Here is an 18,433-nt window from a genome sequence, read left to right as displayed (position 1 = left end):
CTGCGGTCCCGGCCTCGTCCATTGCGCCTGCGGCGTCCGCGCCCGCAGTCGTCGTATCCGCGGCCGCGGCCACGGCGGTCGTGGTCACGCCTACGCCTTCTCGGGAAGACCTTACGGAAGCTCATCTTCGCCTCCTCGTAGTGTGTTCCTTGTTGTCGAACCGATACCGGCTACGACAACTCCCAAGCTACGACGCTCACCTGTCTCCAACAAGCCGATTTGCGTGAAAATTCAGACATAAGCCAATATTCTTCTCAAACATCACAAAGGGTGCTGGGCGGCTACTCTCCGGGTACCGATTTACCGCACCTTCCGACAGCCGTCAGCGAGGCCGCGGAGCCCCCGCGACCGGAATTTCACCCAGTCACGAGTGGCCAGTTGAGGGGAAGTCGAGGCTGGTCGGGGCGGGGGTGGGCGCGGGTGAGACTGGCGGGGTGGGGGCGGTGGGGGCCCCGCAGCCGACCGTGCCGCCGGGCTTTGGTCGGCTCGCAAGTCGTGGCCTCACACAGCGTTGCGTGATGGCACACCCTCGGCCACCACGCCGGCAGCGGGCACCGTGCACCGCCAGTCACCGCGCCTCACCCATCCCCTCGGAGGGCGGTCCTGCCGTGCACGCCGCGGCCCTCCGGGGCGCCCTGGCGACACCGTCGCCCGCCCGGGCCGAGGTGCTGGCGCACGGCACCCACCCGGACAAGGTGCAGGTGACCGTCGTCGGCGCGGACGGGCTCGCCGGGTCGTACCGGCGCCGGCAGCTCCTGACGAGCTGAGCCACGGCGCCCCGGCCGGCGAGGCCCGACCCCCTCCCTCCACAAATAAAAGCGAACCCGTTGCGTTAAGCGGGCCCGGAGTCTATGGTGAACTAAAGCAAAAGGTTAGCTTTAGCCGTTTCCGAGACATCACCGCCGCCTCCCAACTCCCTGCCCCGCGACGGAACGAGAAGTGTGCGCAGCCCGCGAAGGCACGCGCAGAACCACGAAAGGCCGGGCATGACCGCCGCAGAACTCACCCCACAGGAAGGCGCCCGCTGGGCCCTCCGCGCCGGACTCCCCCTGACAGACGACCGCCTCGCCGCCGTGACCGCCACGGCGAACCACATCCACTCCGTCGTCGGCGTGCTGCGTGAGCTGGACCTCGGGCAGACGCCACCCGCCCCCGTCTACCAGGCTGGAGGAACCTCCCGTGCAGCCCTATGAGTTGACCCTGGCCGGCGCGGCCGGCGCGATCCGGACGGGAGAGCTCTCCCCCGTGGAACTGACCGAGTCGGTGCTCGACCGGATCGACGCGGTGGAGGCCCACCTGGGCGCGTATGTCACCTTCGCCGCTGACACCGCGCGCCGGTCGGCCCAGCAGGCGGAACGGGAGATCGCGGCGGGCCTCCACCGCGGCCCTCTGCACGGCATCCCGTTCGGACTCAAGGACCTCATCGACGCCAACGGGCTGCCCACCACGGCAAGTTCGCGGGTGGGCGCACCGCACCCGCCGGCCACGGACAGCGCCGTGGCCGCCCGGCTCTCGGATGCCGGCGCGGTCCTGGTCGGCAAGACGCACACCCATGAATTCGGCTACGGCCTGACGACACCGCAGACCCGCAACGCCAGGGACCACACCCGCGTCGCCGGCGGGTCGAGCGGCGGCTCGGCCGTCGCCGTGGCCGCGGGAGCCGCCACCTTCGCCCTCGGTACGGACACCGGCGGCTCCATCCGGGTCCCGGCGGCGCTGAACGGTGTGGTCGGCCTCAAGCCCACCTATGGCCTGCTCCCGCTCCAGGGCGTGACCTCCCTTTCGTGGTCGCTGGACCACGTCGGCCCGCTGACCCGCACGGTCGAGGACGCCGCCCTCGTACTCACCGCCCTGGTCGGCCACCACAGCCCACCCGGCGGCCCCGGCCCGGCGGGCATACCGGGCCCCGCCGCCCGCACCGGCACTCCGGCCTCGTACCCGCCCTACCTCGCGTCCCCCGAGAGCACCGATCTGGCGGGGCTGCGCATCGGCATCCCCCGTCAGCACTACTTCGAGCGCGTGGACCCCGGCGTGGAGGCCTCGGTGCGGGCGGCCATCGAGCAACTGCGGGCGCAGGGAGCCGAGCTCGTGGACATCGACATCCCGATGGTCCGCTACCTCCAGGCGACGCAGTGGGGGCTCATGGTGCCCGAGGCCACCGCCGCCCATGAGCGGACGCTGCGCTCGGTGCCGGAGCGCTACGGCGAGGACGTCCGGGTCCTGCTGGAGGCCGGCACGCTCTTCCCGGCGGGCGACTATCTGCGCGCCCAGCGCTCCCGTGCCCTGATGCGCGAGGCTTGGGCCGAGCTGTTCCGGCAGGTCGACGTGGTCGCCGCGCCCAGCGTGCCGATACCCGCCGTCAGGGCCGGACAGGAGACGGTGCAGTGGCCGGACGGCTCGGTGGAGTCGGTCTCCGACGCCTACGTCAGGCTCTGCGCACCTGCCAACATCACCGGCATACCCGCGCTGTCCCTGCCCGTCGGCCCCGATGGCACGGGGCTGCCGACCGGTCTCCAGCTGATGGGGCGCCCCTTCGACGAGGCCACGGTGCTGCGGGTGGGCCGCGCCTACGAGGCCGCGTCCGACGGTGCCGGCCGAACCGTTCCGGTGGCCGCCTGATGCACCGACGCGCCCAAGTATCAGGTGGGGGCGCTGGGGGTGAGTGCCTGGGCCCGTGCTCCGGTAGGGGGCAGCTCCGTTCGCTCCAGGGCGGTGAGTGCCGCGATGCGGAACCCGGGGAGGGTGCCGCGGTGCGGGTCGCAGGGTGGGTGCCGTGGTGCGTCGCGGGGTGGGGCCGCGGTGCGGGTTCGGGGGAGCGGGAGCTGTGGGCCTCAGCATTCGCTCCCGGGATACGTGGCTCCCTTGGCCCCCTTGTCTCCCTTGGCCCCCGCGGCCCCCTTGAAGCAACTCCTTCGCCTTAAGCCGTAAGGTGGAGACATGAGCCCCAGGCCGATGACCCGCCCCGGAGGGCGCAGCGCCCGCGTCCAGGAGTCGGTGCACACCGCCGTGCGTGACCTCGAGGCCGAACAGGGCCGTGACGCGCTGACCGTTCCCCTGATCGCCGCCCGCGCCGGTGTCACCCCGTCGACGATCTACCGACGATGGGGGGACCTCCAGGAGTTGCTGTCCGACGTGGCCGTCGAGCGCCTCCGCCCGGAGACGGAGCCCGCCGATCACGGAGCGCTGCGCACCGACCTGGAGGCCTGGGCCGAGCAGTTCCTGGAGGAGATGGCCTCGCCCCCGGGCCGTGCCTACATCCGTGACGCGCTCGCCGGTGATCCGGACGGCAGCAACGCGGGTCAGTGCTCGGCCTACGCCGCCGAGCAGGTGGGAGTCATCCTCGCCCGCGCGGCCGACCGGGGCGAACCGGCGCCGGACGCCGAGGTGGTCATGGACCACATCGTGGCGCCGATGATGTACCGGCTGGTGTTCCGGCCGGGCCCGCTGGACGCGTCGTACGCCCGCGGCCTGGTGGAGGCGACGCTGTCCGGGCTGATGCCGCCCGGCTGAAGAGCGGTCGGGCCGCGTCGGGCCGGGAAGGCTGCGCCGGGCCCGAACCAACCACGTCAGCCCGAGACAGCCTCGTTAGGCAGGAAAGGCCGCGTGCGGCAGGAAAGGCCGCGTGCGGCAGGAAGGGCAACGTCAGCCCGTCCGCCCCTCGCCGAGTACCCGGCCCACGTAAGCGGCCAGGCGGGCTCGGATCTGGTCGGGCGTCAGTTCCTTCTGGTCGGTGAGGTACTCGACCAGGTCGGCGCGGGTGGCGGCCAGCAGGGCGTGCGCGGTGAAGTCGCAGTTCCCCGCCGGGTCGCGCGACGCGTCTCCGCGTGCGTCCTTGTCCGCGTCGCCGCTCTCGGCGCCCGCCTCACCGTGCCCCCCAGCGGCTCCCACGCCCTCAGCCGCCCCCATGCCCTCAGCGGACCCCGCACCCTCAGCGGCCTCCGGCCTCTCCGGCCTCTCCGGCAGCCCCGGCAGCCCCGGCAGCCCCGGCAGCCGCTCGAGCGTTTCGCGGAGGACGCCGTGCCACCACGCGTAGGACGCTCCCTCGTACGGGCTGCCGCTGCCTGCCTCCTCCAGGGCGAGGGAGAGATGGCGGTGGTCGAGCTTGAAGCGCAGGAGGGCGTCGAGCAGTGCGGGCACCCGGTCCTGTGGTGCGGCCGAGGGGCCGAGCGGCGGCGGCCCCTCCTCCACGGCATGCCGCAGCGGCTCGATGCGTGCCTCGAACACCTCGCGGATCAGACCGGTGCGATCGCCGAAGCGGCGGAAGAGGGTGCCCTTGCCGACGCCGGCCGCCGCCGCGATGTCGTCCATCGACACGCTCCGGGGGCTGGCGCTGCGGGCGAAGAGCTCATCGGCTGCCGTCAGGACGGCCTCACGGTTGCGGAGCGCGTCCGCGCGCGCCTTGCGTTCGGGCATGACGGCCTCCGACCTCCCCTTTACGAAACGGACCGGCGGTCCGTATAGTCACGACGACAGGAAACGGACCGATGGTCCGCATCGCATCCCCGTCAGTGTAGAGGCGAGGCATCCCATGAACGACGCCGCCCACCACGACCGCAGGACACCCGACGCATCCCGACCGCCGAGGCCGACCACCGCGTCCCGAGCGCCGGCGCCACCCACCGCGCACCGAACGCCGACATCCCCCACGCCGGACACCGCCTCCCCCGCCGCGTCCCCGCCGGACACCGCCTCCCCCGTCGCGCCCCCACCGGACGCCTCTCCACCGGCCACCGACCCACCAGCCGCCGCCCCATCGACCACCGGCCCGGCGGATCTCTTTCGGCGTGGGCTGCGGATGTTGCTGGACAAGGACATCGAGGGGTGGGTGGCGCTGTGTGACGAGAACGCCGTCTTCGAGTTTCCGTTCGCGCCGGAGCGCTATCCGAAGCGGCTGGAGGGCAGGACGGCGGTCGCCGCGTATCTGCGGGATTACCCCGACCCCATCGATCTGCACGCCTTTCCGTACGTCGAGATCCACCGGACGGGGCGCCCGGACACCATCGTGGTCGAGATGCATGCCACCGGCCGGATCATGGCGAGCGGGGCTCCGTACGAGGGGGACTACGTCGTCGTGATGACGGCCGCCGAAGGGCGCATCACCCGCTACCGCGACTACTGGAACCCGCTGGGCGTACCGGCCTCCATGGACGCCGCGAAGTCCCGCACCTCCCCGGGCGGCACACCACGCCCCCGACCCACCATGCGCCCGGCCCCACACCCTGACGGAGTCTCATGAACGACCAGCCCACACCGCCCCCGGCCGAGTCGGCCCGTGGCGCCATCCTGGTCACCGGGGCCACCGGGAACACCGGCAGCCGCCTCGTGGCGCGGCTGGCTGCGCTCGGCCACCCGGTGCGGGCCGCCGCACGCCGCGCCCCCGAACTGCCCGGCGCCGAGGGTGTGTCCTTCGACTGGCACGATCCCGCCACCCATGACGCCGCTCTGCGGGGCGCGTCGCGGCTCTATCTCGTGCCGCCGGTCGGTGATCCGGACCCGGCCGCGGTCATGCTGCCGTTCCTCGCCCGGGCCCGTGCGGCCGGTGCGCGCCGCGTCGTGCTCCTCAGCTCCTCCGCCCTCCCCGCCGGGGGTCCGGGGGTGGGCCGGGTGCATGCGGCGCTTCCCGACCACGTCGACGAGTGGTCGGTGCTGCGGCCCTCCTGGTTCATGCAGAACTTCACCGGCGACCATCCGCACGCGCAGAGCATCCGCACCGACGGCGTCCTGCTGACCGCGACCGGCACCGGCCGGGTCGGCTTCATCGACGCGGACGACATCGCCGCCGTCGCCGTCCACGCCCTCACCGGCGAACGGGTCCCCGCCGACGACCTGATCCTCACCGGCCCGCAGGCGCTCGGCTACGACGACATCGCCGCCCTCGTCACCGAGGTCACCGGCAGGCCCGTGCGCCACCTCCCCCTCGCCGCCGAACAGCTCCGGGAGCGTCTGGCCGCCACCATGCCCGCGGAGTTCGCCGCCCTGCTGGCCGGGCTGGACCGGGCCATCGCCGACGGTGCCGAGGACCGCGTCACCGACACCGTCGAACGCCTCACGGGCCGCCCGCCCCGGAGCTTCCGGGAGTTCCTGGTCCGGGCGGCCGGGCGACAGCCGGACGGCGGAGCGGCGGGGCGGCGGTAGCCGGACGGCCGGGGGCCAAGAGCCGCGACGGCCGGGGTGGTGCCCACCGCACGGCCCCGGTGCCAACCATCGCCCCGTGCCCGGCACCACCCCGGCCCGACCCGCCCCCGTCACACGGCCGACCGCCCCCTACCTCCGCCCCCTACGCCCGCCCGTGCCCCTGGACTCGCCGGTGCCCCTGCACCTGCCCGTGTCCCTGAGCCCGCCGGTGCCCCTGACCCTGCACCTGCCGGTGGCTCTGAACCCGCCCGTGTCCCTGGGCCTGCACCTGCCGGTGCCCCTGCCCCTGCGGCTTCCCGTGTGCCTGAACCTTCCCGTGCCCCTGCACCTGTCCGTGCCCCTGAACCTTCCCGTGCGCCTGAACCCGCGCCGGTCCCTGAGCCTGCCGCTGTCCGTGCCCCTGCGCCTGTCCGTGGCCCTGAACCTGTCCGTGCCCCTGCGCCTGCCGGTGCCCCTGAAGCTGCCCGTGTCCCTGTACGCCGTTCGTCCCACGGGTGCCGTCCGGGTCCTCCGGGTTCGCCGGGCGCTCCTGGTCGTCCGAGGGGTCCGAGGCACCGGTGTCGTCGGAGTTGTCCGACGGGTCGCCGGCGTCCGAGGGGTCACCGGCGTCCGACGGGTCGTCGTCATCGCGCGGGTCCGCGCGGTGTGCGGGGTCCGGGCGGGCGGACGGGTCGGAGCTGTCGGACGGGTTCGGGCGGTCGGAGGGGTCGTCGTTGGGCACCGGTTCGCGGGGGCCGTCCGGGCTCAGCTGGAGGCTGCCGAAGCGGACGTTGCGCCAGTCGCGGCTGGGCACCACGGTCAGCCTGGGGCCGGTGCAGTCACGTGAGCTGTACAGGTAGAGGTCGGTGGGGGTGTCGTTGTCCACCGTGCCGTAGCCGTCCCCCACCCCGTAGCAGTGGTCGTCGCCCGGGTCGAGGATCTCGTGCGGCCGGTTCTCGGGGCGGGTGTGGTACGTGATGACGCCGGTGACGGCCTGGGCGCCATGGGGGGCGAACGCCGCGAACGCCCCGGTGAGGGCCAGGGCGCCAAGGAAAGCGGTCATGCGTCGCACAGTCGGAACTCCTCGTCAGCCACGGGCGGCGGTCCGAACGGCCCGGGTCAGGCCCTTACGGGATGTCGCCATGTGGGTTCCCGACGCCCCATCAGAATATTCACCTCATAAGGGATATTCACCATGCAGCAGGACATGCCACGAGGCGTCCGGGGGCCGACCGGCGTGGCGTCCCCGCCACCACCGCCGCCCCCCGGACCGCGACCGCTCCCCCTACGGGCCGACCCCCGGGCTACCCCACCCCCGCTCCGGCTCCCGCACCCGCACGATGGAGCCGCGCCGCCGACGTGCCCAGTCCGCCGGGTGCGCCCAGCCACCCCGGCGAACCGGCCGGGTGGCGCAGCTCGGGCTCGGCGTAGCGGCGGCAGCCCCGGTGCCAGGTGAGGATGCCGGCCATCCAGTTCTCCAGCTCACGGACGTAACCGTCGAGCGTCGCCCGGGCCTCCGCGGAAAGGTCGAAGTCATCGCAGAGAACCGGGAGTTGATGCTCCGCGACATGCCGGAACTCGTTCACGCGCGAGGTCATGAGGTCGTGGACGATGTGCAGCGCGGTCGGGTAGTCGCAGTCGAAGAAGGTCTGGACGACCAGGATTCCGTTGTGGACCTCCCCCTCGTACTCGATCTCCTTCTGGTACGAGTAGACGTCGTTCAGCAGGCAGGCGAAGTCGGCGGCGGCGTTCTCCAGTGCGCGCAGGGTGCCGCTGCGGTAGACCTCCGGCGGGATCCGCCGGCCGTGGCCGAGGCGGCTCAGGCTCATGGTGAGGTCGGAGCCGAAGGTCGCCCGGCGCATCTCGATGTAGTCGACCGGGTCGGGGATCCGGTGCTGGACGTGGTTGTCCAGCTCCCACAGCCAGCTCGCCGTCATCGTGTCGACGGCCTGCCGGAACGCCCGGCGCGACTCGGGGGGCATCGGACCCGCCGTACGGGCCCACAGGTCGGCGAGTCCGCGTTCGAGGGCGTTGACCGGCTGCGACGCCGGGGCGGAGAGGTCCAGGGGCATGAAGGACGACAGCCGCGCGGTGCACAGCTTCGCGGCGGCGAGGTCGCGCGGGCGCCCGAAGACCTGCGGGTAGTAGTCGTCCGCGTAGGTGCCCCAGGCCAGCCAGGCGGCGTCGAGGTCGAGTTGCCCGGGGGTGGCGTCGGGGTGCAGACCGGCCGCGCACAGCGCCAGATCGTGGCGGATCATCGCGGGCTCGTCCCAGACGTCGGACAGCGGCACCCCGGGCTGCGGCCGCAGCATGCCCATCCGGTGCGCCCAGGCCACGAGCCGGCCCCGGGCGCCCTCCAGATGGGGGCTGAGGGTGGTGGTGAACGGCAGGGAGATCTCGGGGATGCGGGACGGGCCGACCTTGGGGTGCGGCACATGGGTGGTGCTGCGCAGGCGGGGCCCGGCGGTGGTGGCCAGGGCGGTGTGCAGGTCCGCCGCCGAGGTGCCCAGGCCGCCGGCGGAGAAGGGCGACCAGGTGGGCGAGGTGCGGGCCGCGGACCCGCCGCCGTTCATGTAGCGGCTGGAGCGCATGTGCCATTCGTGGCCGCCGGACTGCCAGTCCTGGAGCCCCTTGGCGTACGTCAGCACGTCCGCGCAGGATGCCGCGTCCAGGCCCTGCTCGGCGAAGAGCACGGGGAGTTCGGTGCCGACGGTGTTCTCGAACTGCTGCAACCGCGAGGTGATCAGGTCGTTGACGGAGTCCGCGGCCTGCTGGGTGGTGCAGTCCAGGAAGGTCTCCAGCACCAGGACGCCGTTGCTCAGCTCACCCTCCTCCTCGGTCTCCCGCTGGTAGGAGAAGAGGTCGTTGCGCAGATGGACGGCGTCGGAGAACGTGTCGCGCAGCACCCGCAGCGGACGGGACCCGGCGACGGCGGCGGGCACCTCGGCGCCGGTCGCGTACTCCACCAGGCCCGCCGACCAGGGCGCGCCGCCGACCTTGCGGCGCATCTCGATGTACTCGACGGGATTGGGCACCCGGTGGATGCCGATGTTGGACAGTTCCCAGAGCGACTCGTTGAGCAGATGCTCGGTGCTCTCGGCGAACCGCCGCCGCCAGTCCATGGACATGTGCGGCACGGTGCGCGCCCACAGGTCGGCGAGTCCCGCCTCGACGGGGTTGGCCGGCTCGGGCACGGGCGTGGACAGGTCCATCGGCATGAACGCCGGCAGCCGGTCGAGGTACTCCTTGCCGCCCGCCCGGTCCAGCGTGCGCTTGAACGCCTCCAGGAAGTGGTCGTCGAAGAAGAAGACCCAGACGTACCAGTCGGTGACCAGGGAGAGCGCGTCCGCGTCGCAGTCCGGGTGGGTGTAGGCGCACAGCAGGGCGTAGTCGTGGGCGTCGAGGTCCCGCTGCTCCCAGATGCCGGAGCCCTCCAGCATTCCCCTCCCGCGCGCCCACGTCCGGGAGTGCGTGCGGGCCGCCTCCAGATGCGGGTTCAGCCGCGCCGGGTGGGGCGTGTAGAAGGTGGGCAATTCGAATGGCTGCTGCGACACCGTTGCTGGCCTCTTTCCTTCGCTTTCCCTGCGGGTTCCCTGCGGATTCCCGGTGCACGGAAGGACGGCGCGCCGGTCCACGCCCCCCTTGACGGGGGCAGCGCTACCCCGGTGACCGGTGGCTTAGGCCTTATGGAGGAGGAGCTTCCGCCTCCACGTCACTTCGGTTCGATCGGCTTCGAACGAGGCTTATCTGCCGCTGACTTCTGGCAGTTTTCTTTCGTCCGTGGCGGCCCTCGGACCGCTCTCCGCGGTGCGCAGGGCGAGTGCGGCGAGCGCCTCGGGGGCGCCTGCCTGGCCCCGGATGCCGGGGAAGGCGTTGACGTCCACGAGCAGCGGGGCGCCGTCGCCGGCGTCGAGGACGTCCACGCCGTAGACCTCCAGGCCGAAGACCTCGCCGGCCCGCAGCGCGGCGGCCCGCCAGCTCGCGGGCAGTTCGCCGGGCGGCAGCGACCGGGTCGGTCCGCGGCCGCCCGGGGCCAGCTCCGAGCGGCGCAGCCCGGCGAAGAGCCGGCCGTCGACCACCCACAGCTTGTGGTCCCAGCCGCTGTTCGCGGTGAACTCCTGGACCACCACCGGCTCCTCGGCCCAGTCGGCGGCCAGCTCGCGCAGCCGTGCGGCGCCGTCGGCGCGGGTCACCAGGTCGTGGCGACGGCTGAACCGGCTCTTGAGCACCAGCGGAGTGGCCGGCTCCCCGGCCGCCGCCAGCCGGCCGACCGTGGTCACCGCGGTGGTGGCGGCGAACGGCAGCCCGGCCGCGCGGGCCACCTCGGCCATCGCGACCCGGTCCTGGCAGCGGGCGGTCGCCGCCGCGGAGTTGAGCACCGGGGCGCCGTGCTCCTCCAGGAAGGCGGCGAGCGCCAGCGCCCGCGGGGTGCGCGCCTTGAGCAGATAGACATCGGCGAGCGGGAAGAGGCCGGGCCCCGCGGTGGCGGTGCCCGGGTCCAGGGGGACGACCCGGTGCTCCGGCGTCAGCAGCGCGGTGACCGCGGCCAGCAGCGGATGGCTCGGGTCGGCGGTGAGCAGACCGATCCTCACCGGCCGCCGCCGAGGGGCGCGGTGGGGCGGGCGGGGCGCGGGAGGACCGGCACCGTGCGCGAGGCCGGTGCGGCGGCCGCCGGGGTCCGTCCGGCGCCGGGGCCGCCCGTCCCGCGGCGGGCGAGTTCCAGCACCGCGGCGGACACCCGGGCGACCGCGTCCGGCACCTGACGGAAGCTGGGGAAGTCGTTGATGTCGACGACCACCGGGCCGTCGGGCCCGAGCAGGATGTCGACGCCGTAGAGGTCGAGGCCGAAGACCTCGCCGATCCGGGCCGCGATCCGGGCGACCTCGGCGGTCAGCGGCACCTGGCGTTCGCGGACGGCGTGCGCGGGGTGCAGGGGCGAGCAGCGCTCGGTGGCGTACAGCTCGCCGGCGACGCTGTAGACCTTCAGGTCCGTACCGGAGTTGGGGACGTAGGGCTGGGCGATGAGCAGCCCGTTGCCGCTGGCGTCGGGGGCCGCCGGGCCGGGCGCCGCGGGCTCCCGCAGCCGCTCCGGGCTCGCCACCAGCCGGACGGCCCGGCCGGAGCTGCCGTCCGCGGGCTTGACCACGAGCGGGAACTGCGCCGCGGGTATCTCCGCGAACTCCTCGGCCCGGGCCGCCGCGTACGTCACGGGGACCGGCAGCCCCGTGTCGCGGGCGATCACCGCGGCCAGCGCCTTGTCGCGCACGCCCCGGATCGCCCGGACGTCGTTCACCGTCGTCAGCCCGGCGGACGCCGCGGCCTCCAGCAGGGTCAGGCCCGGGCCGCCGGAGACGGTCTTGAGGACCCAGGCGTCGTGGCTGCCCGCCCGTATCTCCTCGGACAGGGATATCAGCGAGCGGCCGGGCCAGCGCACGTCCACCTGGTGTCCCCAGGCGCCGAGTTGGCGGATCACGTCCAGGGGCATGCCGTCGTGGCGGTACTGCTCCTCCACCAGGAAGCAGAGTCTCATCGGGGCACCCTCGTCATCGCCGCACGTCCGTCCACCGACCGTCCGGCAGATCCATGACGCACCAGGATCCCATGCGGGGCCCGGGCGGCGCCGTGGGCCCACGTGCCCGGTGGCCGGAATCGCTACGGTGAGGCCACCGCCACCGGGCGGACCCGGCAGAGCGCAGCGGGACCGGATGCAACGGGAGGTCCAGTGACCCACAAGGCGGCACCCTTCGACGAGCTCGACCGCAAGATCATCGCGGCGCTGATCGACAACGGCCGGGCGAGCTTCGCGGAGATCGGCGGCGCGATCGGGCTGTCGGCGACCGCGGTGAAGCGGCGGGTGGACCGGCTGCGCGAGAACGACGTGATCACCGGCTTCAGCGCCACCGTCCGGCCGTCCGCGCTGGGCTGGCTGACCGAGGCGTACGTCGAGGTGTACTGCGACAGCGCCGCCCCGCCCCGCCGCCTCGCGGAGGTGGTCCGCAACCATCCGGAGATCGCGGCGGCGATGACCGTCACCGGGGGCGCCGACGCGCTGCTGCACGTGCGGGCGAACGACGTCGAGCACTTCGAGGAGGTGCTCGAACGGATCCGGGCCGAACCCTTCATCCGCAAGACGATCAGCTACATGGTGCTGTCCCACCTGCTGCCGGACAGCCCGGAGGCGGGGGCCCGCGGCCCCCTCGATGCAGGCGACGCAGGCATCGTGCAGAAATAGACCTCGATACGCAGCATTCCTGCGCCAGCACGCAGCATTTGTCGCTTGTTGCCGGAATCCCCTGCTCCGTACCGTGGAAACACCCCAGGTGACAACCCTTTACGGTCTGTCAGGGCAGGAGTGGAGGGATGTGGACGTGTCGACGAGTCGTGTAGCGAGCCCCCGGCGCTTTCTGGTCTGCGAGCCCCGGCATTTCGATGTGCGGTACGCCATCAACCCCTGGATGCGCACGGACGCACCGGTGGACACCGCGCTGGCGGCCCGCCAGTGGGAGGCGCTGACCGGCGTCTACCGCGCCCACGGGCACACGGTGGAGGCCGTGGCGCCGGTGCCCGGGCTGCCCGACATGGTGTTCGCGGCGAATTCGGCCCTCGTGATGGCCGGGCGGGTCTTCGGCTCGCTCTTCCACGCCCCGCAGCGGCGGCCGGAGTCCACCGCGTACGAGACGTGGTTCAAGGCCGCCGGCTTCGACGTCTACCGCCCGGAGTCGGTGTGCGAGGGCGAGGGCGATCTGGTCCCGGTGGGCCCCTATGTGCTGGCCGGCACCGGCTTTCGCACCACCCGCGCCGCCCATCAGGAGGTGCAGGAGTTCTTCGGGGTGCCGACCATCAGCCTCCAGCTGGTGGACCCGCACTTCTACCACCTCGACACCGCGCTCTTCGTGCTCGACGAGGGGAACATCGCGTACTACCCCGAGGCCTTCTCCCCCGGCTGCCGCGAGGTGCTCGCCCGGCTCTTCCCGCACGCGGTGCTCGCCGACCGGGACGACGCCCTGGCCTTCGGGCTCAACTCCGTCTCCGACGGCCGCCATGTGTTCATCGCCCCGCAGGCGACCGGCCTCATCGGCCGGCTCACCGACCGGGGTTACGTCCCCGTCCCCGTCGACCTGTCCGAGTTCCACAAGGCCGGCGGTGGCATCAAGTGCTGCACCCAGGAGATCCGCTGATGACCGCTCCCACCCGTACCGCCCCGGTGCTCGCTCCCCGTTCGTCCGCGGAGCTGATCCAGGCCGAGGGCCCGGTCCTGGCGCACAACTACCACCCGCTGCCCGTGGTGGTCGCGCGCGCCGAGGGCGTCTGGGTCGAGGACGTCGAGGGGCGCCGCTACCTCGACATGCTGGCCGGCTATTCGGCGCTGAACTTCGGCCACCGGCACCCGGCCCTGATCGACGCCGCGCACCGCCAGCTGGATCAACTGACCCTCACCTCCCGCGCGTTCCACAACGACCGGCTCGCCGGCTTCGCCGAGGCCCTCGCCTCGCTGACCGGCCTGGACATGGTGCTGCCGATGAACACCGGCGCCGAGGCGGTGGAGAGCGGCATCAAGGTCGCCCGCAAGTGGGCCTACGACGTCAAGGGCGTCCCGGCGGACCGCGCCACGATCGTGGTGGCCGGCGGCAACTTCCACGGCCGCACGACCACCATCGTGGGCTTCTCCGACGACGAGGAGGCCCGCGCCGGCTTCGGCCCCTTCGCGCCCGGCTTCCGCACCGTCCCCTACAACGACCTCGCCGCCCTGGAGGCGGCCGTGGACGAGACCACGGCCGCGGTGCTGATCGAGCCGATCCAGGGCGAGGCCGGCGTCCTCATCCCCGACGACGGCTACCTCACCGGCGTGCGCGAACTGACCCGCCGGGCCGGCTGTCTGCTCATCGCCGACGAGATCCAGTCCGGCCTGGGCCGCACCGGCAAGACCCTGGCCGTCGAGCACGAGTCCGTGGTCCCCGACGTGCTGCTGCTGGGCAAGGCCCTCGGCGGCGGCATCGTCCCGGTCTCCGCGGTCGTCGCCCGCCGCGAGGTGCTCGGCGTGCTCGGCCCCGGCCAGCACGGCTCGACCTTCGGCGGCAACCCGCTGGCGGCCGCGGTCGGTTCGGCCGTGATCGAGCTGCTCGCCACCGGCGAGTTCCAGCACCGCGCCGCCGAACTCGGCGAGCGGCTGCGGGCCGGCCTGGCCGCGCTGACCGGCAAGGGCGTCACCGGCTTCCGCTCCCGCGGCCTGTGGGCGGGCGTGGACATCGACCCCGCGCTCGGCACCGGCCGGGAGATCAGTGAACGCCTCATGAAGGAGGGCGTGCTGGTCAAGGACACCCACGGCTCGACGATCCGGCTGGCCCCGCCGCTGACCATCACCGCCGAGGAACTGGACGGGGCGCTCGGCTCGCTGGCCCGGGTGCTGATCTGACCCGCTCCCCCGCCCTGTCCCCGTGACCGCCGGGCGGGCCCGCACCAGGGCCTGCCCGGCTCCTCGCCGAGAAACCCGCCCCGGGGCCCGCGGAAACACCCCCGGGACGGCCTTCGGCGACCGCCCGGCCGCGCCGCCACGCCCCGTGCGGCCCCGGCCCTCCCCCGCCGTCGCCACGGCCCGCACACCCCGCGCCACCGCCTCCCCCTCCACGGCCTGACCTGGGCTTCGGCCCTGCCCGGGCCTACGATCGAGGCCACGGGAAAGGGGACCTGATGGACCGCCACCTGCGCACCCTCGACGACGTCCTCACGCTCCTGGACGGCCTGTGCGCGCCGGAGGACGGCCGCGAGACCGCCGGCGCGGCCTCCTGGTGGGACGGCTTCTACGCGGACCGCTCCAAGCCGGTGCCGTTCTTCGTGGCGAAGCCCGACGAGAGCCTCGTCTCCTGGCTGGAGCGCGGGCTGCTCGCCCCGGGGCGCGCCCTCGACCTGGGCTGCGGCCCGGGCCGCAACGCGCTCCATCTCGCCGCCGCGGGCTTCGAGGTGGACGCGGTCGACCTCTCCCCGGCCGCCCTCGACTGGGCCCGGGAGCGGGCCGCGGAGACCTCGTCGCCGGTCCGCTTCCTCCGCGGGGACGCCTTCGCGCTCGCCGGCACCGCACTCCGCGGCCCGTACGACCTGATCTACGACTCCGGCTGCTTCCACCATCTGCCGCCGCACCGCCGTCTGAGCTATCTCGCCCTGCTCGACCGGTGCCTGGCGCCCGGCGGCCACTTCGCCCTCACCTGCTTCGCCGCCGGCGCGATGGGCTCCGAGCTGGACGACCGCGACTGCTACCGCGGCCGCGGCCTCCAAGGCGGCCTGGCCTACACCCCGGACTCCCTGCGCGGCATCTTCGCCGGCCTGACGGAACGCGAACTGCGCCGCATGCGTGACGAGCCGCCGGGCTCCCCGCACTTCGGCGAGCCCTTCCTGTGGACGGGCCTGTTCCGGCGCGACGACCGGCCGTAGGCGTCCGCCGCCACGACCGCGGCCCGCGGGGTCAGCGGCCCGCGGGTCAGCGGCCCGCGGCTTCCTTTGCGCGAAGTTCCGTCCAGGCCCGGGCGCCGAGGTCGGGGCACAGCAGCACATCGGCGGCGGTACAGGCCAGCGCCTCGGCGGAGGCCAGCATCGCCGTGCGGCCCGCGGGACCGCCGGCCGCTTCGGCGAACCGGGGGGTGTGGTCGGACTCGTCCGGGCCCAGGATGGCGACGAACGGGTGGATCGCGGGGACCCTGACGCTCACATTGCCGATGTCGGAGGAGCCGAGGTAGACGCCCGGGGTGGGCTCGCCGACCGTGATGCCGGCGCGTGCGAGGTGTGCGGCGAAGGTCTCGGACAGCACGTCGCTGTTGCGGAAGTGCGCGTAGCGGGTGGAGACCTGGGCGACGTCCACGCCGGTGCCGGTGGCCAGGGCGACGCCCTCGGCGGCCCGGGTGAGTTCCGCGATCACCTCGTCCAGGAGGGCGCCGGTGAGCCCGCGGAGTCCGAAGCGGCCCTCCGCGTACTCCGGCACGATGTTCGTGGCCCGGCCGCCGTCGGTGATGATCCCTTGTATGTGGGAGCCCTCGGGCAGCCGGCGCTGCACCACGGCGAGGGTCTGGAACAGCTGGATGAGGGCGGCGAGGGCGTCCAGGCCCTCGGTGGGGTTGCCGGTCGGGTGGGCGGCGCGGCCACGGAAGGCGACGCGGTACTGCACCTGGGCGGTCAGCGGGGCGGAGGTCCAGCTGTGCACCCCGGGGTGGAACATCAGCGCGGCGTCGACGCCGTCGAACACCCCGGCCTCCACCTCGATCGCCTTGCCGCCGCCGCCCTCCTCGGCGGGGGTGCCGACCACGAGCAGGGTGCCGTCGATGTCCGGCAGGGCGTCGCGGAGGGCCAGGGCGGCGCCGAGTCCGGCGCCCGCGATCAGATTGTGGCCGCACGCGTGGCCGATGCCGGGCAGCGCGTCGTACTCCAGCAGGAGTGCGACACAGGGCCCGTCGCCCTTCCCGGCCCGCGCCGTGAACGCCGTCTCCAGGCCGGCCACGCCCCGCTCGACGGTGAAGCCCTCGGCTTCGAGTTCCTTGCCGAGCAGGGCGGCCGACCGGTGCTCCTCGAAGGCGAGTTCCGGGTGCCGGTGCAGGTCCCGGGCGACGTCCCACAGCCGCGGGGCGCGCTCCGCCATGGCCTGCCGGATCCGGTCGTGCACGAGCGTGGTGGTGGACAAGAGTGCCTCCGAAGGCGGGAGTTGGGTGGTGGGGCGGCCGGCGCGGTCAGGCGAGTCCGCCGGCGCGGCGGCGGATCCACGGCGTCGCGGCGGCGATGACGAGGCCGAGGACGAGGGCGACGGCGCCGGTGGTGCCGAAGTACACGAGGTCGGAGACCTTGCCGTAGTACCCGACGAGCTGGGCGCCGAGGCCCGCGCCCATCGCGGGCGCGCAGAACCACACGGCCAGGGTCTGCCCGTGGAAGGCCCGCGGTGCGAGGCGTGAGGTGACGGCCATGCCGATCGGTGCGAGCAGCAGCTCGGCCACGGTCTGCGCCAGGTACACCAGGATCAGCCAGGGCGCGGCCACCCGGTGGCCCTGCGACAGGGTCACGGCCGGCGGTATCAGCAGGAACGAGGCCCCGACGAAGAACAGCGCGGCGCCGAACTTCAGCGAGGTGGCGGGCTGCCGGGCCCCCATCCGGGTCCACAGGGACGCCAGGAGCGGGGCGATGAGCAGCCCGGCGCCGGGGTTGACCGCGAAGAACCACGAGGACGGGAAGTGCCATCCGAAGAGGTCGGCGTCCACACGGTCGGCGGCGAACAGGGTCAGCACCGAGGAGAACTGGTTGAAGATGACGTAGAAGGCCGCGGCCGCCAGGAACAGCGGGACGTAGGCGGCCAGCGCGGACTTCTCCCGGCGCGTCGTCCTGGGGCTGGCGAACATGACGGCGAAGGCGACGACCGGCACCGCGACCGAGACGCCCGAGACCAGGTCGACGCCCACCCCCAGCGTCAGCGTGCCGGTCAGCGCGAGGACGCAGCCGGCGGCGGCCAGTGCGAGGACGACCGCGCCGGCCCGCCGGGCGGCCCGCGCGCCCTCGCCCGGCCGCAGCGGCGCGTCGGGCCGGTCGGCCCGCGGCGGCAGATGGCGCCGGCCGAGGACGTACTGGAGGAGCCCGAGCGTCATGCCGAGTGCGGCGCAGGAGAAGCCCCAGTGGTAGCCCCAGCCCTGCCCGAGCCAACCCCCGAGGAGCTGGCCGAGCAGCGCCCCGATGTTGATGCCCATGTAGTAGAGCGAGAAGCCGGCGTCGCGGCGGACGTCGTCGCGGCGGTAGAGCTTGCCGACCACGTTGGCGGCGTTGGGCTTCAGGAAGCCGGTGCCCAGGATGATCAGCGCGAGCCCGGCCCAGGTCGACCAGGGGGCGGGCACGGCCATCGCGTAGTGGCCGCAGGCGATCGCCACGCCGCCGACGAGCACGGACCGGCGGCCCCCGAGGAGCCGGTCGGCGCACCATCCGCCGACGACCGACAGCAGGTAGACGAGGGTGCCGTACGCGGAGACGAGGGAGGCGGCGGCGCCCTGCGACATGCCCAGTCCGCCGTGCGCGGCCGTGTCGGACAGATAGAGCACCAGCAGTGCCTGGAGCGCGTACCAGCTGAAGCGTTCCCACATCTCGACGCTGAAGAGCGTCACCAGGCCCCGGGGATGGCCGAGGAACCAGCGGTCGGCCTCGGTCGGCGGGCTGTCGGACGGGGCGCCGCGCTGCTCGTCACTGGCCAGTGCCATGGGGGCCGTCCTTCGTGTCGGGCCGATGCGCGATCGGCACGGGCTTCGCTTCCCGGAACCGGAGCGGACGGGGTGCCCGGCGCGTGGGAGCCCGGCGGCGACCGGGC

Annotated in this window: 16 protein-coding genes and 1 pseudogene; 10 read left to right on the top strand and 7 right to left on the bottom strand. The window is 73.5% G+C overall.

Annotation, left to right across the window (positions count from 1 at the left end):
* Positions 1–608 precede the first annotated feature (608 nt).
* The 4 genes from ACQP17_RS19720 (at position 609) to ACQP17_RS19705 (ending at position 3,510) form a co-directional block, all read left to right on the top strand.
* Positions 609–767 carry a hypothetical protein gene (locus ACQP17_RS19720; protein ID WP_433857459.1) on the top strand — a complete coding sequence of 53 codons (159 nt, stop codon included), beginning with the start codon at positions 609–611 and terminating at the stop codon, positions 765–767.
* A gap of 219 nt (positions 768–986) precedes the next feature.
* Positions 987–1,193 (top strand): hypothetical protein, encoded by a 207-nt coding sequence (locus ACQP17_RS19715; RefSeq protein WP_433857458.1) that lies wholly within the window; start codon positions 987–989, stop codon positions 1,191–1,193.
* Entirely contained in the window at positions 1,180–2,619 is a 1,440-nt protein-coding gene (locus tag ACQP17_RS19710) for an amidase (RefSeq protein WP_433857457.1), read from the top strand. The genes ACQP17_RS19715 and ACQP17_RS19710 overlap by 14 nt, the downstream gene beginning before the upstream one ends.
* A gap of 318 nt (positions 2,620–2,937) precedes the next feature.
* Entirely contained in the window at positions 2,938–3,510 is a 573-nt protein-coding gene (locus ACQP17_RS19705) for a TetR/AcrR family transcriptional regulator (protein WP_433857456.1), read from the top strand.
* Positions 3,511–3,978: 468 nt separating this feature from the next.
* Here ACQP17_RS19705 and ACQP17_RS19700 read toward each other — a convergent pair.
* A pseudogene (locus ACQP17_RS19700) lies at positions 3,979–4,413 on the bottom strand (TetR/AcrR family transcriptional regulator); the annotation flags it as partial.
* A 382-nt stretch (positions 4,414–4,795) separates the two neighbouring features.
* On the opposite strand from ACQP17_RS19700, the gene ACQP17_RS19695 reads away from it, so the two are divergent.
* Both ACQP17_RS19695 and ACQP17_RS19690 read left to right on the top strand, forming a co-directional pair.
* Positions 4,796–5,236 carry a nuclear transport factor 2 family protein gene (locus ACQP17_RS19695; RefSeq protein ID WP_433857455.1) on the top strand — a complete coding sequence of 147 codons (441 nt, stop codon included), beginning with the start codon at positions 4,796–4,798 and terminating at the stop codon, positions 5,234–5,236.
* On the top strand, positions 5,233–6,135 hold the full coding sequence (locus ACQP17_RS19690) for an NAD(P)H-binding protein (protein WP_433857454.1): 903 nt from the start codon (positions 5,233–5,235) through the stop codon (positions 6,133–6,135). The genes ACQP17_RS19695 and ACQP17_RS19690 overlap by 4 nt, the downstream gene beginning before the upstream one ends.
* A gap of 142 nt (positions 6,136–6,277) precedes the next feature.
* On the opposite strand, the gene ACQP17_RS19685 is transcribed toward ACQP17_RS19690, so the two are convergent.
* The 4 genes from ACQP17_RS19685 to ACQP17_RS19670 form a co-directional block, all read right to left on the bottom strand.
* On the bottom strand, positions 6,278–7,177 hold the full coding sequence (locus tag ACQP17_RS19685) for a chitin-binding protein (protein WP_433857453.1): 900 nt from the start codon (positions 7,175–7,177) through the stop codon (positions 6,278–6,280).
* 241 nt (positions 7,178–7,418) lie between these two features.
* Complete coding sequence (locus ACQP17_RS19680; protein WP_433857452.1) at positions 7,419–9,668, bottom strand: terpene synthase family protein; 2,250 nt, start codon at positions 9,666–9,668, stop codon at positions 7,419–7,421.
* Between the two features lie 189 nt (positions 9,669–9,857).
* Positions 9,858–10,706 carry an ATP-grasp domain-containing protein gene (locus tag ACQP17_RS19675; protein ID WP_433857451.1) on the bottom strand — a complete coding sequence of 283 codons (849 nt, stop codon included), beginning with the start codon at positions 10,704–10,706 and terminating at the stop codon, positions 9,858–9,860.
* The gene (locus tag ACQP17_RS19670) at positions 10,703–11,644 is read right to left on the bottom strand and encodes an ATP-grasp domain-containing protein (protein ID WP_433857450.1); all 942 of its coding nucleotides are present in this window, start codon (positions 11,642–11,644) and stop codon (positions 10,703–10,705) included. The genes ACQP17_RS19675 and ACQP17_RS19670 overlap by 4 nt, the downstream gene beginning before the upstream one ends.
* A gap of 192 nt (positions 11,645–11,836) precedes the next feature.
* Here ACQP17_RS19670 and ACQP17_RS19665 point away from each other — a divergent pair, with 192 nt between their 5' ends.
* The 4 genes from ACQP17_RS19665 (at position 11,837) to ACQP17_RS19650 (ending at position 15,540) form a co-directional block, all read left to right on the top strand.
* On the top strand, positions 11,837–12,346 hold the full coding sequence (locus ACQP17_RS19665; protein ID WP_433857449.1) for an Lrp/AsnC family transcriptional regulator: 510 nt from the start codon (positions 11,837–11,839) through the stop codon (positions 12,344–12,346).
* A gap of 136 nt (positions 12,347–12,482) precedes the next feature.
* Positions 12,483–13,292, top strand: coding sequence for a dimethylargininase (gene ddaH, locus ACQP17_RS19660; RefSeq protein WP_433857448.1), 810 nt, complete (start codon positions 12,483–12,485; stop codon positions 13,290–13,292).
* On the top strand, positions 13,292–14,527 hold the full coding sequence (gene rocD, locus ACQP17_RS19655; protein ID WP_364873143.1) for an ornithine--oxo-acid transaminase: 1,236 nt from the start codon (positions 13,292–13,294) through the stop codon (positions 14,525–14,527). Before ddaH ends, rocD begins: the two co-directional genes overlap by 1 nt.
* Before the next feature lie 275 nt (positions 14,528–14,802).
* Entirely contained in the window at positions 14,803–15,540 is a 738-nt protein-coding gene (locus ACQP17_RS19650) for a class I SAM-dependent methyltransferase (protein ID WP_433857447.1), read from the top strand.
* Between the two features lie 46 nt (positions 15,541–15,586).
* Here the strand turns inward: ACQP17_RS19650 and ACQP17_RS19645 are convergent, their stop codons facing one another.
* Entirely contained in the window at positions 15,587–16,735 is a 1,149-nt protein-coding gene (locus ACQP17_RS19645) for an amidohydrolase (protein WP_433859948.1), read from the bottom strand.
* Between the two features lie 88 nt (positions 16,736–16,823).
* On the bottom strand, positions 16,824–18,326 hold the full coding sequence (locus ACQP17_RS19640; RefSeq protein ID WP_433857446.1) for a peptide MFS transporter: 1,503 nt from the start codon (positions 18,324–18,326) through the stop codon (positions 16,824–16,826).
* Positions 18,327–18,433: the final 107 nt, after the last annotated feature.

It is taken from the genome of Streptomyces kronopolitis, assembly GCF_050953795.1.
Classification (GTDB): domain Bacteria; phylum Actinomycetota; class Actinomycetes; order Streptomycetales; family Streptomycetaceae; genus Streptomyces; species Streptomyces kronopolitis_A.
This window is presented reverse-complemented; position numbering and strand designations above follow the sequence as displayed.

Bases quoted from the DNA above. Each gene is read 5' to 3' on its own strand.
- ACQP17_RS19670 (WP_433857450.1), bottom strand. From the start codon at position 11,644: ATGAGACTCTGCTTCCTGGTGGAGGAGCAGTACCGCCACGACGGCATG.
- ACQP17_RS19695 (WP_433857455.1), top strand. From the start codon at position 4,796: ATGTTGCTGGACAAGGACATCGAGGGGTGGGTGGCGCTGTGTGACGAG.
- rocD (WP_364873143.1), top strand. From the start codon at position 13,292: ATGACCGCTCCCACCCGTACCGCCCCGGTGCTCGCTCCCCGTTCGTCC.
- ACQP17_RS19705 (WP_433857456.1), top strand. From the start codon at position 2,938: ATGAGCCCCAGGCCGATGACCCGCCCCGGAGGGCGCAGCGCCCGCGTC.
- ACQP17_RS19690 (WP_433857454.1), top strand. From the start codon at position 5,233: ATGAACGACCAGCCCACACCGCCCCCGGCCGAGTCGGCCCGTGGCGCC.
- ACQP17_RS19715 (WP_433857458.1), top strand. From the start codon at position 987: ATGACCGCCGCAGAACTCACCCCACAGGAAGGCGCCCGCTGGGCCCTC.
- ACQP17_RS19650 (WP_433857447.1), top strand. From the start codon at position 14,803: ATGGACCGCCACCTGCGCACCCTCGACGACGTCCTCACGCTCCTGGAC.
- ACQP17_RS19640 (WP_433857446.1), bottom strand. From the start codon at position 18,326: ATGGCACTGGCCAGTGACGAGCAGCGCGGCGCCCCGTCCGACAGCCCG.
- ACQP17_RS19685 (WP_433857453.1), bottom strand. From the start codon at position 7,177: ATGACCGCTTTCCTTGGCGCCCTGGCCCTCACCGGGGCGTTCGCGGCG.
- ACQP17_RS19645 (WP_433859948.1), bottom strand. From the start codon at position 16,735: ATGGCGGAGCGCGCCCCGCGGCTGTGGGACGTCGCCCGGGACCTGCAC.